Origin of the sequence: Nonomuraea sp. NPDC049695 (assembly GCF_040674955.1) — a bacterium.
GTDB classification, from domain to species: domain Bacteria; phylum Actinomycetota; class Actinomycetes; order Streptosporangiales; family Streptosporangiaceae; genus Nonomuraea; species Nonomuraea helvata.
On sequence record NZ_JBFANV010000026.1, the window covers coordinates 28,056 to 43,522 of the forward strand.

Annotated in this window: 13 protein-coding genes; 3 read left to right on the top strand and 10 right to left on the bottom strand. The window is 70.9% G+C overall.

Going from position 1 to position 15,467, the window contains the following annotated elements:
• Positions 1 to 672 carry a hypothetical protein gene (locus AB0J64_RS23005; RefSeq protein WP_364030011.1) on the bottom strand — a complete coding sequence of 224 codons (672 nt, stop codon included), beginning with the start codon at positions 670 to 672 and terminating at the stop codon, positions 1 to 3.
• Positions 673 to 983: 311 nt separating this feature from the next.
• On the opposite strand from AB0J64_RS23005, the gene AB0J64_RS23010 reads away from it, so the two are divergent.
• Positions 984 to 5,606: an FtsK/SpoIIIE domain-containing protein gene (locus AB0J64_RS23010; protein WP_364030014.1), complete on the top strand. Its 4,623-nt coding sequence runs from the start codon at positions 984 to 986 to the stop codon at positions 5,604 to 5,606.
• 9 nt (positions 5,607 to 5,615) lie between these two features.
• Here the strand turns inward: AB0J64_RS23010 and AB0J64_RS23015 are convergent, their stop codons facing one another.
• On the bottom strand, positions 5,616 to 6,200 hold the full coding sequence (locus AB0J64_RS23015; RefSeq protein ID WP_364030017.1) for a helix-turn-helix domain-containing protein: 585 nt from the start codon (positions 6,198 to 6,200) through the stop codon (positions 5,616 to 5,618).
• A gap of 79 nt (positions 6,201 to 6,279) precedes the next feature.
• On the opposite strand from AB0J64_RS23015, the gene AB0J64_RS23020 reads away from it, so the two are divergent.
• Positions 6,280 to 7,704: an alpha/beta hydrolase gene (locus AB0J64_RS23020; RefSeq protein WP_364030020.1), complete on the top strand. Its 1,425-nt coding sequence runs from the start codon at positions 6,280 to 6,282 to the stop codon at positions 7,702 to 7,704.
• Positions 7,705 to 7,748: 44 nt separating this feature from the next.
• Positions 7,749 to 9,155 carry a type VII secretion protein EccB gene (eccB, locus tag AB0J64_RS23025; protein WP_364030023.1) on the top strand — a complete coding sequence of 469 codons (1,407 nt, stop codon included), beginning with the start codon at positions 7,749 to 7,751 and terminating at the stop codon, positions 9,153 to 9,155.
• Between the two features lie 3 nt (positions 9,156 to 9,158).
• Here eccB and AB0J64_RS23030 read toward each other — a convergent pair whose 3' ends face one another.
• The 8 genes from AB0J64_RS23030 to AB0J64_RS23065 form a co-directional block, all read right to left on the bottom strand.
• Positions 9,159 to 9,935, bottom strand: coding sequence for a hypothetical protein (locus AB0J64_RS23030; RefSeq protein WP_364030026.1), 777 nt, complete (start codon positions 9,933 to 9,935; stop codon positions 9,159 to 9,161).
• A complete protein-coding gene (locus AB0J64_RS23035; protein ID WP_364030029.1) occupies positions 9,932 to 10,993 on the bottom strand; it encodes a hypothetical protein in 1,062 nt (353 codons plus the stop codon). The genes AB0J64_RS23030 and AB0J64_RS23035 overlap by 4 nt, the downstream gene beginning before the upstream one ends.
• Positions 10,994 to 11,079: 86 nt before the next feature.
• A complete protein-coding gene (locus AB0J64_RS23040; protein WP_364030032.1) occupies positions 11,080 to 12,375 on the bottom strand; it encodes a hypothetical protein in 1,296 nt (431 codons plus the stop codon).
• 13 nt (positions 12,376 to 12,388) lie between these two features.
• Positions 12,389 to 12,856 carry a hypothetical protein gene (locus AB0J64_RS23045; protein WP_364030035.1) on the bottom strand — a complete coding sequence of 156 codons (468 nt, stop codon included), beginning with the start codon at positions 12,854 to 12,856 and terminating at the stop codon, positions 12,389 to 12,391.
• Between the two features lie 10 nt (positions 12,857 to 12,866).
• Positions 12,867 to 14,294, bottom strand: coding sequence for a hypothetical protein (locus AB0J64_RS23050; RefSeq protein WP_364030038.1), 1,428 nt, complete (start codon positions 14,292 to 14,294; stop codon positions 12,867 to 12,869).
• A gap of 27 nt (positions 14,295 to 14,321) precedes the next feature.
• Complete coding sequence (locus AB0J64_RS23055) at positions 14,322 to 14,723, bottom strand: hypothetical protein (protein WP_364030041.1); 402 nt, start codon at positions 14,721 to 14,723, stop codon at positions 14,322 to 14,324.
• A gap of 64 nt (positions 14,724 to 14,787) precedes the next feature.
• Positions 14,788 to 15,096 carry a WXG100 family type VII secretion target gene (locus AB0J64_RS23060; protein WP_364030044.1) on the bottom strand — a complete coding sequence of 103 codons (309 nt, stop codon included), beginning with the start codon at positions 15,094 to 15,096 and terminating at the stop codon, positions 14,788 to 14,790.
• 11 nt (positions 15,097 to 15,107) lie between these two features.
• On the bottom strand, positions 15,108 to 15,434 hold the full coding sequence (locus AB0J64_RS23065) for a WXG100 family type VII secretion target (protein WP_364030047.1): 327 nt from the start codon (positions 15,432 to 15,434) through the stop codon (positions 15,108 to 15,110).
• Positions 15,435 to 15,467: the final 33 nt, after the last annotated feature.

The window sequence follows — 15,467 nt, forward strand, 5'->3', positions numbered from 1 at the left end:
TCAGCGTGCCCCCGGTAGCTCGGCCACGGCGATCTCCCCGCTAGAGGCGAACCCCACCAATTCCGGCGACGACGCCGCATCCACGACCACGGTGATCTGACCGGAATTTCCTGTCCGGGACTTGTCGCCGACCGAGAAGACGAGCGCGCTTTCCGCGAGTACGCGGGTTTGTCCCTGGCCGGAACGACTCGGCACGTATATCACCTGGACGCGGTCGCCCGGCTGCACTCCTGACGGCATTTGCCCCGGCTTGAGGGACAATCCGACGGTCGCCTTTCCCTCGCCCAGCTCGGTGCTCGCCCTGACGCCCATCTTGTTCGTCAGCAAGGTGCCGGGGAGGACCGTGACGGCCGCGAAGCTCTTCGTCACGAGGTCGCGCTGCGACCAGCTCACGTAGTCGACGCCGCTGTCCGCCGCGATCTTGACTTCTTCGAGTGCCTGCTCAGGGAACTTCTGGCCTGCGCCGACCTGCTGGGTGACGCGGATGGCGGAGACGCGGTCGCCGCTGCGCAGCACGAGCAGGGTCGTGGCCAGCGCGCCGCCGAGTATGAGGAGAACGGCCAGGGCCGCCAGGGCCGGCTTGCGTTCTCGAGGGGGCACGGGGAGCTTGCGCGAGGCCGGGCCGGACAACCCCGCCGCCGCGTTGACGGCAGGCTTTTCACTGGTCCTCATGGGTGGGGGGCTCCCAATTGAATGGTGGAATTCCCCGCCATTATGTGGGGCCGGGCGCGCGCTCGTGGGCGGAATGCGAGGACCCATGCTTGTTTCGCAGGTGACGGTATGCCGACGCGGAACAATCGATGCCGGCTCTTTCTATCGAGTTGACGGATGGTGATATTTCCGGCTAGCCGTCTCTCGAACAACAATTGTCACAATATTCACAGCGATTGGCGCCTGCCATGCCATTGCCGTCAACCAGCGGGCCCGGACCCCTTCCGGACGCTACCTTTGGGCGCCCGAGGTCCGAGCGAGGAGACGACACCATGCGGATCATGCTCACCGTGCTCGGCGGGCAGGGCGACCGTGACGTCGTGATCGACGGTGACGACGGCGCCACAGTGGCGGCGGTGAGCGGGGCGCTCAGCGACCAGGGACCGCTGGCGCAGGTCGTCCGCCTGACCGGAGCGCGGGCGCCCTATGGGATGTCGGCCCCCGGCGACCTGGGCGCCCGCGTGCCGCGCCCCCGCCGGCCGGAGCGTGCCTCCGTGGCAGCGGCGGGTCCTCCCGGGACGGCGCCGGTGCTGTGGCGTGACGGCCGCCCGCTCGACCCCCGCGCCCCCGCCGTCGCCGTGCTGCGCGACGGCGACAAGGTCACCCTGGAGCCGGAGCTGGCCCGCGCCACCGTCATCGAGGAGCCGGGCGGGGTGGCCGAGGTACGCGTGGTGGGCGGTCCGGCGGCCGGCACCGTGCACAGGCTGGGGCTGGGCGTCCACGTCATCGGCTCCGACCCGATGTGCGCCATGTCCACGGCCGACCCGGCGCTCGCCCCGGAGGCGGTGACCGTACGCGTGACACCGGAGGCGATCACGGTCGAGCGCGCGTGGCTCCCGCCGGACGAGGCGCCGAAGCTCAAGCTCAAGGGCAGGTGGGCCGAGGAGGTCGCCGAGTACACGGCCCGGGTCGCGGAGCGGGAGGCGGCCGAGCTGGCCGCCGACTACGGCGAGGTGCCCGAGCTCGACGGCCGGCCGCTCACCGAACGCGCGGAGTGGCCCGATCAGGCGGTGCTGACCTGCGGTTCGTCGGTGTTCGTGCTGACGTCGATCGAGCCAAGGGACGCGCACCTGGCGCCCAGGAGCGAGGGCGGCGTCTCCTACAACCGCCCGCCCAGGCTCCGGCGCCCCGAGCCGGAGCGCACGTTCGTCAGGCCGAAGGAGCCGTCCAGGAACGAGGGGCTGCGCCTTCAGCTGCTCGCCGCCCTGCTGCCCGCCGTGCTCGGCCTGACGCTGGCGTTCGCCCTGAAGCAGTGGTACTACCTGCTCGTCGCCCTCATGACCCCCGTGATCATGATCGGCCAATGGTGGAGCGATCGCCGCCACGGGAAGAAGCAGCACAAGAAGGCGATCAAGGAGTACGCGGAGCAGCTCCAGGCGTACGACGAGGCCGTCGAACGGGCGCGGGCGGCGGACGAGGCGGCGCGCAGATCGGACGCGCCCGACCCCGCGCAGGTGCTGCTCACGGCCACGGGGCCGCGCCGGCGGCTGTGGGAGCGCAGGATCCACGACACCGACTCGCTCAGGCTCCGGGTGGGGCTCGCCGACCTGCCCGCCGACCTGGAGCTGTCGGAGGAGCAGGGCGGCCCCATCGACCCGCCGGTCTGCCGCTCCGTGCCCGTGGCGCTGCCCATGCGCAGGCTGGGCGTGGCCGGTGTCACGGGCCCGCGTACGGAGGCGGCCGGCCTCGCGAGCTGGCTGATCGCCCAGGCGGCGACCCTGCACAGCCCGCGCGACCTGGCCATCGTGGTCGTGTCCGCGCACGCCGACGGCGAGCGCCGCTGGGGCTGGACGCGCTGGCTGCCGCACTGCGCGCCGCGCGCCGGCGAGGAGTGCGTGGCGCTGGTCGGCACCGATCCCGAGTCGGCCGCCCGCCGCGTCTCCGAGCTCGCCGCCCTCATCGACGAACGCCAGAACACCACGATCCCCGAGCTCGGCAAGATCCCCACCGGCTGGGACGATCTGGGCGGCCCGGAGCAGCCCACGTTCTCCTCGTACGACGTGCGCCCGTACGACGTGCTCGTGATCCTCGACGGCGCCCAGGTTTTGCGCGGCCTGCCCAACATGCCGCAGGTGCTGCGCCAGGGCCCGCGTTCCGGGGTGTTCACGCTCGCCATCGACGACGACCAGCGCCTGCTGCCCGAGGAGTGCCAGACCGTGGCCGCGTGCGGCGGCGACGGCCTCGTCCGCCTGCGCGGCGGCGGCCTCGACGTCATCGGGCCCGTCCTGGCCGACCTCGTCTCCCCCACCTGGTGCGACCGCCTCGCCAGAGCACTCTCCCCGATCCGCGACGTGAGCAGGGACGACCTGTCGGGCAGCCTCCCTGACGCCGTCCGCCTGCTCGACCTGATGGGCATGCCCAACCCGACCGGCCGCGAGCTGGCCGCCCAGTGGCGCGAGCACGGCTCCACGCGGGCGCTGATCGGCGTCGGCCCGGACGGCCCGTTCTCGGTGGACCTCAAGCTCGACGGCCCCCACGGACTGATCGCGGGCACCACGGGCGCGGGCAAGTCGGAGCTGCTGCAGACGCTGATCTGCGCGCTGGCGGTGGCCAACCGGCCGGACCAGCTCACGTTCGTGCTGATCGACTACAAGGGCGGCGCCGCCTTCAAGGAGTGCGTACGCCTGCCGCACACGGTCGGCATGGTCAGCGACCTCGACGGCCATCTGACGCAGCGCGCGCTCGACTCGCTGGCCGCCGAGATCCGCCGGAGGGAGCGCCTGCTGCTGGCGGCCGGGGCCAAGGACATCGACGACTACACGGGGCCGGGGATGCCGCGCCTGGTGCTGATCATCGACGAGTTCGCCGCCCTCGTGGCCGAGCTGCCCGACTTCGTCACGGGTCTGGTCGACATCGCCCGCCGGGGCCGTTCGCTGGGCATCCACCTCATCCTGGCCACCCAGCGGCCCGCGGGCGTGGTCACGGCCGACATCCAGGCCAACACGTCGTTGCGCGTCGCGCTGCGGGTGACCGAGCCCGCCGAGTCGGCCGACGTCATCGATCTGCCCGATGCCGCCCACATCTCCAAGTCGACGCCCGGCCGCTGCTACGTGCGTTCCGGTGTGGGGGCGGCCACCGCCGTACAGACGGCCAGGGTAGGGGGCCGCAGCCCCGCGCCACCGGCCTCTGCGGGCGGCCCGTTCGCGGGGCCGGGCGCCCATGTCCGGGTGCTCGAGGTGACCTGGCGCTCTTTGGGCAGGCCCCTGCCGCCGCCCCCGGAGCCGGAAGAGGACTCGACGGCGACCGACCTCACGCTGGTCGCCGACGCCCTCATCGAAGCCACGCAGCTGGCCGGCGTCCCCGTGCAGCCCAGCCCCTGGCTGGATCCACTCCCCACGCAGTTCGTCCAGGACCGCCAGGCCCCGGCAGGCCCGGGATCGGGAGAGGTGACGCCGCTGCCGTTCGGCCTGACCGACCGGCCGTGGGCGCAGGACCGGCGCCCCCTGGCGCTCGACCTCGTTCACGGAGGTCACCTGCTCATAGCGGGCGCCGCCCGGTCCGGCAGATCGACGGCGCTACGCACGATCGCGGGCTCCATCGCGGCCCATGCGTCCCCTGAGGACGTGCACGTCCACGCGGTCGACTGCGGCTCGGGCGCGCTCCTGCCGCTGGTGGCGATGCCGCACTGCGGCGCCGTCGTGACCCGTGACCAGCTCGACCGGGTGGAGCGCCTGCTCACCCGTCTCCGCGCCGAGGTGGGCCGCCGCCAGCAGCTCCTGGCCGAAGCCGGGCACGCCTCCCTGGCCGAATACCGCCAGGCCGGGCACCGCCTGCCCTGGCTGGTGTTCATGCTGGACCGCTGGGAGGGCTTCGTCGCCGCCTTCGAGGGCTACGACTACGGCCGGCTGATCGAGGCGCTGCTCCAGCTCCTGCGCGAAGGCCCCGCGGTCGGGCTGCGGGCCGTGGTCACCAGCGACCGTTCCGGCCTGCTCGGCCAGGTCTCGACGGTCTTCGACGACCGCCTGCTCCTCCGCCTCTCGGACCCCGCCGACTACGGCCTGGCGGGCTTCCCCCTCAAGGGTCTGCCCTCCTCGATGCCGCCCGGCCGGGCCCTGTCGATGGGCGAGCACGGCATCGTCGAGCACCACATCGCCCTGCTCTCCCCCGATCCGTCCGGCCCGGCACAGGTGGCGGCCCTCCAGTCCCTGTCCCGCGCCGCCGGCGCGCCGGGCGTCGGCAGGGAGGGCCGGCGTGGGGAAGGGGAAGCGCCGCTGCGGGTGGACGCGCTTCCGATGCGGATCACGGCGTCCCAGGCGCTCGCCCTCGACCCGGCGTTCACGCCTCCGTCCCCCCTGTGGGCGCTGGTCGGCGCCGGAGGGGACGCCCTCGCCCCGCTCGGGCTCGACCTGCTGGCCCACGGGCCCGGCGCCGTGATCGCCGGTCCGTCCCGCTCCGGCCGCTCGTCGGTCCTGCTGACGGCCGCTCATTCGCTGATCGCCCAGGGAACGCCCGTCATCGCCGTCGCGCCCCGGCGCAGCCCGCTGCGTGACCTGGACGGGGCCGTGGCCGTGCTGGACGGCACCGCCACGAACCTGGCCGAGCTGGTCGCCGATCTACGGCACTACGTCGTGCTGGTGGACGACGCCGAGCTCGTCAACGCGGACGGCCCGCTGGGGACGGCGCTGGAGGAGGTGCTCAGGTCGGGCAGGGACGGCGATCATGGGCTGCTGATCGCCGGGGCGACAGGGGATCTGGCGGTCGCGTACCGGGGCTTCGTGGCCGAGACGCGCAAGTCGCGCACCGGCCTGCTCCTGGCGGTCCAGAGCCAGGCCGACGGCGACATCTTCTCCATCCGCCTGCCGCGCGGGACCGTCGGCGGTCCCTCCGGGCGGGGCTTCCTGGTGAGGACGGGGAACATCACCCCCATCCAGGCGGCTCTCCCCGGCGACGGCTGACCGCGCGGCTCAGGGCTCGTCGGCGGGGAGGGTGAAGAAGCGGACGTACACGGGGCGGGCGTCCGGTGGGGCGTCCTCTGCCGTATGGCTGTACTTGAGCAGCAGGGCGATGTACTCGTCGTAGAACTCGGTCAGCTCCTCCTTCGTCAGCCGGGCCAGACCCCTGGAGCCCTTGGCCCAGTCGGGATCGGCGCGGTAGGCGGCGGGGAAGCGTTCCATCAGGGCGCGGTCCTCCTCGAAGCCGATCCGGTGGAACTCGGCCAGGACCGCGCGGTCTTCCGGCGCCAGCTGATCGGGCGTGGGGGCGCGCATGTCCCTGGGGGTGGGGGCGCGGCGCCACCAGCGTTCGCGGCCTGACGAGCGCTCGGGGATCTCCTCGATGAAGCCGTACTTCTCGAGCTGCCGCAGGTGGTAGCTCGTCGTGCCGGTCTTGGCGCCGAGCAGCTCGCCGAGGGTGGTCGAGGTGGCGGGGCCGTGGATGTTGAGGTGGGTCAGCATGCGGCGGCGCATCGGATGGGCCAGGGCCTTGAGCCGGCCCGGATCGTTGAGGATGAACGGCTCGTCGGCTTCCGGTCTCGGCTCCTCGTCCTTCATGAGGAGGAGGGTAGTCCTCCAGAACGATATCTGCAGACTTCTGTTTGCCGAGAACTCTCTGCAGAGTAAGTTCGGCGATATGCGAACGATTCTGGCGGTCCTCACCGCCCTCCTCCTGGCGCTCGCCCCCACTGCCGCCCTGGCCGTCGTCGGTCCCGCTCGGGAGGCGCCGATGGCCTTGCCCGACGATCTGAAGGCGAGCGAGGTGAGCTTCCGCGGCGGCGGCGGGCTGCTGCTGCACGGAAGCGTGATCAGTCCGGTACGTGCCCGGAGCGGACGGGCCGGCGTCGTGCTGGTGCACGGCGCAGGCACCGGGACGAAACGGGAGAAGCTCCTGGCCGAGGCGGTGGCGTTCGCCCGGCAGGGGATGTCGGTGCTGGTCTACGACAAGCGCTCCGAGGGGTACTCGCTGTTCAAGCGGTCCTACTCGCAGCTGGCCGACGACGCGCTGGGAGCCGTGGGGACGCTCCGGCGGCAGGCCGGGGTCGATCCGTCGAAAGTCGGCATCTGGGGGCTCAGCGAGGGCGGATGGGTGGCGCCGCTCGCGGCGTCGCGCTCCGCTGACATCTCCTTCGTGATCGTCGTCGGCGCCAACGCGCTGCACCCGCTGCGGCAGCAGACCTGGGCGGTCGCGGCCGGGCTGCGGAAGGCGGGGGTGCGGGGGTCGTTCGTCGACCGGGCCGAGCCCACCCTGTACCGGGTGATCGCGGACGGTGGGATGTTCCCCGAGGCCTACTACGATCCGGAGCCGGTCATCGCGAGCCTACGGCAGCCCGTGCTGGGGATCTGGGGCGTGCACGACCTGCTGACGCCTCCCCGGGAGACGCCTCCCGTTTTCGCCAGGGCCCTTGAGAGGGGCGGGAACCGGCACTACACGTTCCGGTTCTTCGCGGATGCCGATCACGCTGCCCACCGGACGCCCGACGGCGGGGTCACGCGGCTGCCCGAGCTCGCTCCCGGCTATGCGGAGCTGGTCGGCGACTGGGTGGGACAGGCGACGTCGGGACGGGTGCCGGTCGCGCAGGTGTCGGGGCCCGCGCCGGTCCAGGCGGACGACTCGGTGGCGGTGCCGCCGGTCGCGTGGTGGGAGTCGGCCGGCGTTCAGGCCGCGGCGCTGGTGCTGTTCCTGGTCGCGTTCGCGGGGTATCCCGTGGTCGCCCTGGTACGACGGGTCAGGCGCCGGGCCGGTGTGCCGCCTGTCAAGGCGGCGCGGTGGGTCAGCGCGGGCGGGATCGTGACGATGGCAGGCGGGTTCTCCTACCTGTTCTACGCGATCATGACGGGAGGCAAGCTGGCTGCTCCGGGACCGCTGGTGGCGGGCAGGCCGCTGGTCTGGGTGGCGTTGCAGGCGATCTCGGTCGTGACGCTCGTGGCCGCCGTCATGACGGCGCTGAGGCTGCGGCGGGTGGCCGGATGCGGCGAGAGGACACGCCTGGGGGTCCTCCTCGCGGGGGCAGCGGTGTTCCTTCCGTGGGCCCTGTATTGGGGACTGCTGATTCCGTAGAGGCGGGCGCTCTATGCTGATCCTTGCGATACGGGAGGGGTGAGATGCAGACCCGGAAGGACCTCTACCAGGCGCACCGGCTCATGCAGCAGCGTCTGGGAATGGCGTTGCTGCAGGCGGAGCCCGATGTGCCGGAGACGCCGATGCGGCGGCACAACGTGGCCATGTTCTGCGGGGTCCTCGTCGGCGTGCTCATCGTGGCCGCGTTCGGGATCTGGGGGCTGGTCAAGCCCGGCGGCGCGACGAACCTCGAAGATCCCGGCCAGCTCCTCGTCGAGGAGGAGACGGGCGCGAAGTACGTCTACAGCCAGGAGCAGCGGCGGCTGCTGCCCGTCGCCAACTACGTCTCCGCGCTGCTCCTGCTCGACGCCTCCAACTTCAAGGTCCGGAGCGTCTCGGCCGCCTCACTCGCCAAGCTCCCGCGCGGCCCCCTGGTGGGCATCGCGGGCGCCCCCGACTCGCTGCCCGACAGGGAGAAGCTGGTCAAGGGCCCGTGGTCGGCGTGCGTGACCGAGGCGCCCGACGCCACGGGGACGCGGGTGCCGTACGTCACCCTTGTGGGCGGCAGCGACGTCGGCGGCACGCCGGTCGGCGGCGGCGCGCTGGTCGTCACGGACGGCCAGCAGCCCTGGGTCGTCTGGAACGACATCCGCATGAAGGCCAACGACAGTGGCGTGCGGGCGCTCAACACCCGGCCTCGTAAGGTGCCGCCCACGTGGATCAACGCGATTCCCGCCGGACCCGACTTCATGGCACCCAAGATCCCGAACCTGGGCAAGAAGGTGCGCGGGCCGAACGGCGGCACGACGGCCATCGGCCGGGTCTACACCGTGAAGGGGGTCGGCGGGGCCGCGACGCGGTGGTATGTGCTGGTCGCCGACGGGCTCGCGCCCATCAGCCTCACGCAGGCCACGCTGATGCTCGAGGATCCCAACACCAAGCGGGCGTACGGCAACAAGGCCGCCTGGCCGGTGGCGATCGACGCGGCCACGGCCAACTCCAAGCCCAGCCGGAGCCTCACCGTCGGCGGGCTCCCGACCAGCCTCCCGAAGGTCGTGGGGACGTCCTCGTCGCCGCTCTGCGCGGTGTACGCCGACACGCAGAACGGGTCGGCCCGGGCGAAGGTGACCGTCGGCGGCACGATGGCCATTCCGCCGCCCAGCTCGCGCGGGGATCAGGAGCACTTCGACCAGGTGCTGCTGCCCGCCGGGGCGGCGGCGCTGGGCGGGCTGCTGCCCGGGGACGGCCAGAAGGGGTTCGTCCAGACATACTTCCTGCTCAGCGACCAAGGCCGGAAATATCCGCTGCAGTCAGCCGACCAGATCAACAAGCTGGGGTACGGGGCCGAGGACGTGGCGCCGGTGCCGGACAATCTCGTGCATCTGATCCCGCAAGGACCGACGCTCGACCCGGCGGCGGCACGGTCGCCGCTGCAGATCACCGCCCAGTAGCCGTCAGAAGAAGCCCATGCTCGGCATCGAGGTGTTCAGGTTCGGCATGCCGTTGTTCTTCGCCTGCAAGGTGCCCACGCCCGACTTGTCCTTGGGTGACACGTACTCCAGATCCGCGGGAGAGTAGTCGGCCTTCGGCCGGTTCTTGTCGAAGAGCTGGCTCAGCGAGGCGCACAGGCCGTTCACCGTGAGCATGATGCCGGTCAGCACGGCCACCGACTTGACCTGCTTGCCCACCAGCCCTCTGAGCACCTGGCCCAGCGACACCAGGATGCCGTTGATCGCGCCCCGGACCGTCATCGCGACCGCGACGTTCAACAGGAACATCGACAGCTTCACGAGCGCCACGCCCATCATGGCGGCGGCGACCAGCATGGCCACCTGCGAGGCCCAGTGGTACAGGGTGGCTATCCCGTGCATGCCGCCGCCGACGCCCTCGTGGTACTTCTTGGCCGCGCCCAGCTGCTCGATGAACGTGTCCGCCGCCTGGCTGAACACCTCCCAGGCGGGCCCCTTCCAGAAGCCCTTGTCCTCGATCTGCTCCTTGAGCTTGACCATCTCCTGCTTGATGGTCTCGAAGTTCAGCCCGTCCGCGCCTTCGGTGGGGGCCTTCCAGGCCGCGGCGGCCTCCGCCATGCCATCGGGGTTGGCGACCATGGTGCCGATCATCAGGGCGATGTTCCTGGCCAGCGGGTACTCGAAGAGGATCACGGCCGCCGCGGAGGCCATCGCGGCCGCCTGCAGGAACCGCTCCCGGTCGCCGCTGTATTCAGCACTCATGCTTCCTCACCGATGACCTGGGGCGCGATGTCGACATCGTCCATCCAGTCCTCCTCGTTGCCCCGCACGTAGTCGGGCTTGTCCCGCTCTTTGTTCTGCTCGCCGCCGGCGCCTCCGCCCATCATGGGCCCGTACGGCATGCCGCCCATGCCGGTCATGCCGCCGCGGGCGCCGGCCGCCGCGGGCGCCGCGGTGCCCGGCCCGGCGACCGTCGGGCCGCTACCCGTCCCCGTGGACATGCCGGGGCCAGGGCCGATGGTCGTGGTCGCGGTGTTCGGGTTGATGGGAATGGTGCCCAGCTTGGAGGGGTCGAACGAGGACAGGTTGGTCTTCGTGGGGTCCACCTGAAGGGTCTTCGGGTCGACCGTCGGCACGTTGTGGTTGAGCTGGTCCTCGATGGACGGGGTCTTGGGGAGGTTCGCGTTGGGGTCCGGCAGGTTGGTGTCGGGAATGTTCGGGTTCGGGACGTTGGCCTGCGGGAGATTGCTGCCCGGGAGGTTCGGGTCGGGCAGGTTCGAGTTGGGCAGGTCGGTCTTGGGCAGGTCGGTCTTGGGCAGGTCGGTCTTGGGCAGGTCCGTCTTCGGGAGGTCCGTCTTCGGCAGGTCGCCGGTGCCGGGCATGTTCGTCTTCGGCAGGTCGCCCGCGCCGGGCATTTTCGGCGTCTTCATGCTGGCGGGTTTGATGCCGCCTCCGCCCAGTCCGGGCCCGGTGCCAGGCCCGGTGCCGCCGGTGTTGATCTTGCCGTCGCTGTCCTCGTCGGCCTTCTGGTAGTTCTTGTCCAGCTTGCTCAGGGCGTCCTTGTAGTCCTGGAGCACGGTCTTGGCCGTGTCGAGGGCGCTCGCGGCGCCGTCCTTCACCCTGTCGTGTGCGTAGTTGAGGCCGACCCCTATCAGGCCGAAGGCGGGAGGGTCGACGCGGATCCCCCCGGTGTTACGGGCGATATTGCCCACGGCCGGGGCCTGCTCGGAGAGGTCCTGTCCGAGATTTTCGATCTTTCCCTTTTTGAACTGGATCTCGACTCCGCCGAGGGAGCCGCCGTACTGGTACCCGGACCCCATGTCGCCCTCCCTGGCCCTGAACCGCGTCAATTTCGATCAAGGGGCAGGCGCGGTGTGCCACGCCTGCCCCGCACGTCCGGTCGGGATCAGGCGATCGTCGAAGGGGTGGTGCCTTCCGGACCGCCCCATACGTCGTCGTCCTCGAAGATCCCTGTAGTGCTCTCCTGCTGGTTCTGCTCCTCCTTGGCGCCCCCATGGGGGAGGCCTGCCAGGTGCGGCGCGAAACCCCCCATGCCGTTCGCCCCGGCACCACGGCTCGCCACCGCCTGGGTCACTCCGCCGGTGGTGGCGCCGCCGCCCCCGGCACTGTGCCCCATGCCAGGGCCCATGCCAGGGCCCATGCCAGGGCCGCCGTTCGTCGTCGTGGTGTTCGGGTGAGAGAAAGTCCCGCTCAGCGTGGGGTCGTAGCCCGCCAGGGTCGTGGTCCCCGGGTCCGGGACGTTCGCCAAGGGCGAGGACGGAGCGGACGGCAGGTTGGGGTTGGCTCCGAGCGTGGTGTCGGTCACCCCGGCCGGACCGGCGCCGCCGTAGGGGTTGTCGCCCCCGTTGACGCCCACGGCGGCACCACCGCCGTATCCACCGGCGGCACCGCCGTCGATGCCGCCGTTGACCCCGCCGCCCACGGAGGCTCCGGGGTACTGCCCGGACGGATAGCCGTTGGCCGGCCCCTGCGGGTCCGGCATGCCGGGCACCGAGCCGGGATCGAAGGAGGCCGCCTGAATCCCGCCCGGCCCCGACCCACCGCCGAGGTTCGGCATGGTGGGCACCTTGCCGCCGCCGTTGTTGAAGTCAGGCATCTGCACCTGCGCCGGGTCCGGGACCGCCTGCTGCATCTCGGCGGGCAGGGCCGCGAAGTGCTGGGCGATGCGCTCGTTGACCTCTTTGAGGTGGTTGACCGCCCGCTCGTTGCCACGCTTGAGCCGGTAGAACGGGATCTGCCCGGCCCAGTCGATGTCGTGGTCGGAGCGGGAGTCACGGCCGGGTGACTCGACGACGTTCGCCTGGGCCCACCTGAGGGTCTCGCCGTAGTCCTGCAGCACCTTGCCGATCTGGCCGAGCTTCTGGGCGAGCTCGCGCGTGCTGGCGTGCAGGCTCTGCAGCTGCTTCTGCGTCTCGACGGCGACCGGGCCCTTGTAGTGTTCGGCCAGGTCGGTCGCCTTGGTCTTCAGATCGTCGGCGTAGCCGTTGAGCAGGGACTCCGCGGCCGAGTAGTACATGCCGGCGATCCGCACCTTGCCCGGGTTCGTCGCGTCGATCCAGTCCTTCACCTGGTCGACCGAGTCGACGACCATGCTCTCCCAGAAGCCGGGCGTGTGCACCGACGTGTCGATGTGCATGGACTTGTCGACGAGAGGGGTGTTCACAATGCGGGGCTTGGCCATGGTGGTCTCCCTCTCAGGTTTCCTGCCGCGCCGCGGCCTCTTCCGATGCCTGCTCGGCTCGCTGCGAGGCGTTCTTGATGTCCACCAGCGCGTCGAACGTCTTGTCGGCCTGTTCCAGCAGGACCGCGTACTTGCCGGACTTGCTGCCCTGCTCGCCGACCAGCTGCTGGTACGCCCAGTTCGCGGCGAACGAGAACTGCACGGCGGCGGGCCACTTGCCCATCTGGTTCTCGCTCAGCGCGCAGTGCTGCTGCAGGTCCGGCAGCGTGCCGGCGCCCGCGGGCAGCTGGACCTCGGGCGGCGTATCCCCCGGCGCGGTCACGAACGTGTCCTGCAGGATCCCCGAGGAGGCGGTGAGCTTGTCCAGCAGCCCGCTCATCTCCCCGGCGATGCGCTTGACCTCCGTACGGTTGATGTAGGGGTCCTCCGACTCGTCCTTGTCCGAGATGCCGGGCCAGTTCGGGTCGAGCTCGAGTGCCATGTCGCCTCCCTCAGGCGCCGATCACCGGTGAAATGTGGCTCTCCGGCGGCTTCCACATCTCGTGGTCCTCGGGCACGTGCGTCGTGCGCTCGTATTCCTGTCCCTCTTCACCGGCCGCACCGCTCATCATCGGCGCGAACGGCGTGGTCATGCCGTTCACGCCCACCCGGCCCGCGGCCGCCGCGGCGGCGCCGGGCTGGCTGTACGACCCGCCCCCGCCGATCACCGCCGGCGAGCCCGTGGCCGGCGTGCCGTAGGCGGTCGGGGTCTGCGCCGTCGGGGTCCAGCCGGTCGTCGTGGGGGTCGTGGTGAAGGGATGGGTGGGCGTGCTCGCCGACTCCGTGGCACGCGGGTCCTGCGTGGTACCCGGCGTGTGCGTGGTCCTGTCGCCGTCGGTGGCGTTGTTGTCGATGACGGGAGGCGTGGTGCCGTCCCCGCTGTTCTGACCCGCGGACGACGATCCGCTCTGATCGCCGGTGGAGCCGCTGTCGCCGGGCGTGTCCGCGCCGGGGGTGTCGGTGCCCGGAGAGTCGGAGCCGGGCGTGTCCGTGCCCGGGCCGTCGTGCGAGCCGGGGCCGTCGTGCGAGCCGGGGCCCGTGTCCGAGCCGGAGCCCGAACCGGAGCCGGAACCAGAGCCCGAGCCGCCGCCGGAGGAGGACCCGCCGGAGTGGCCGCCTGTGGACGAGCCGCCTGACGAGCCGCCGTCCGAGGAGCCGCCGCCGTTCCAGTAATCCCCCTGCCGGTACGGGCTGCGCTCGGTGACCGGCAGGTCGGTGTCGTTCTTGGAGAGCTTGGCCGGCCCGACCTCAGGCAGGTCGATGGTCACGCTCTGAGGGATCGTGAAGTCGTACAGGTCGACGATGTGGCGGTTGAGCTTGCGCATCGCCTCCCTGGCCACCTGGTCGTCCGCCTCGGACGCCGCCGGGCTGGCCGAGGCCGAGGGCTCGGGGTTCGGCTGCCCGTGCGTGGTCTGCCGGGTGATCGTCGGCGGCGTGGTCGGCTCGGCGGAGGCCGAAGGCGTGGGCGCGGCACCGGGCGAGGGCTCCGGCGTCTGCGCCTTCCCCTCCCCGGACGCGGCCCGAACCGCCTCGATGGCCTCGGGCAGGTAGTCGCGCCCGTAGCTGGTGAGGGCGGTGGACATGTCCTCCATCGCCCTGGCCAGCTCGAGGCCGCTGGCGTTGAGCATCTGCAACGCCCGCTGGGTCTTCGCCGCGTTGCCCGACTTCCACGCTCCGTTGAGCGTCGAACCGATCTCGGGGAGGGCCTCGGCCACCGACTTGATCGCGGCCGCGACCCGCGCGTAGGTCATGCCCCTGTCGTGTACCTCCAGAGGCGACGTGGCCTCAAGCCACGCCTTGATCTGCTCCCGCGACGCCGTGACCGGCTCGTCCTTCGGCGCGTAGGAGTTGTCGCGGATTTGCACTGTCCGCTCTGCCACGGCAGCCTCTCACTTTCAAGCGTTGCGCTACACCTGGTTCGTGCCGTCGTAGGTGTCGGCGCTGTCCCTGATCGCCTTGATGACCTTCTGACAGTGCTCGACGAACTCCTGGTAGAGCTGGCCGAGCTGGCCCCCGGCCCCAGGGAAGTACGGGCCGTACGTGCTCGTGTCGATCTCCTTGGAGGCCACGCTGCGCGCGAGCGCCATCGCGGCCTGCCACTTGCCGATGTGCTCCTCGTTCAGGTCGAAGTACCTGGTGAGGGCCTCCACCGAACCCCTGCCACCCTGCGGAGTCCCGCCCGGGCCCGACGTGGGCGACAGGGCAAGCTCCAAGGCGTCGGCAACGGCCCGCATCTTGCCGACGTTGTAGTAGAGGTCATCGTCGGTGTCGTCGAGCCCCGGCCATGACTGCGGGTTGAGCTCGCCCATGATTCACCCTTCCGTCAACGCCTACGGCCACCGCGTGCGGTGGCCGGAACAGAGAACTATGGGATCAGCCGTCGTACCACATGGACTTGTTGCGGTTCTCCGCGGCCCGGTAGTTCTCGTTGGCGATCTGCACGGCCTTCTGCAGCTCGTCCAGCTGCGAGCGCATCTGCGCCGCGGCCTGGTTCCACTTGACCTCGTGCTGGCGGAAGAACTCCTCTGCGCCACCTTCCCAGTGCGAGCCGAGGTCCGTCTTCAACCTGGCCACCAGATCGTCGGTGGCCTTCTCGAAGGAGCCGAGGATCTTCACGAAGTCGCCCTGGGCGAGCTCCATGTGTCCGAAGTTGACCTTTGTGAAATCCAGCTCAGCGGACATGAGGTTCCCTCCTACTTCACGTCGACGTTGATCAGAGACTCGACGCGGCCCACACCGGCCTGCACGTCCTGGTCGGCGGCGTCGTAGACGACCGCGTTGACGCCCATCTTGTCGGCGATGCCTTCCAGGTCCGTCCGCACGGTCCGCATGGAGTTGTCCCAGTTGGTCATGGCGGACTTGAACTTGGCCGCTGCCGGACCGAGCCAGCCGGTGTTGAGCAGACCGTTCGCGGTGGTCTCGACGGCCACCCGCAGACCCTCGATGTACTGGGCCGTGTCGACGACATGGCCGGACGCCGTCTTGAGTTGGCTCGGGCTCGCCCCGAAGAAGTCAACCACTGGTTACCTCCGCTATTTCGGCTTTCTTAGCCA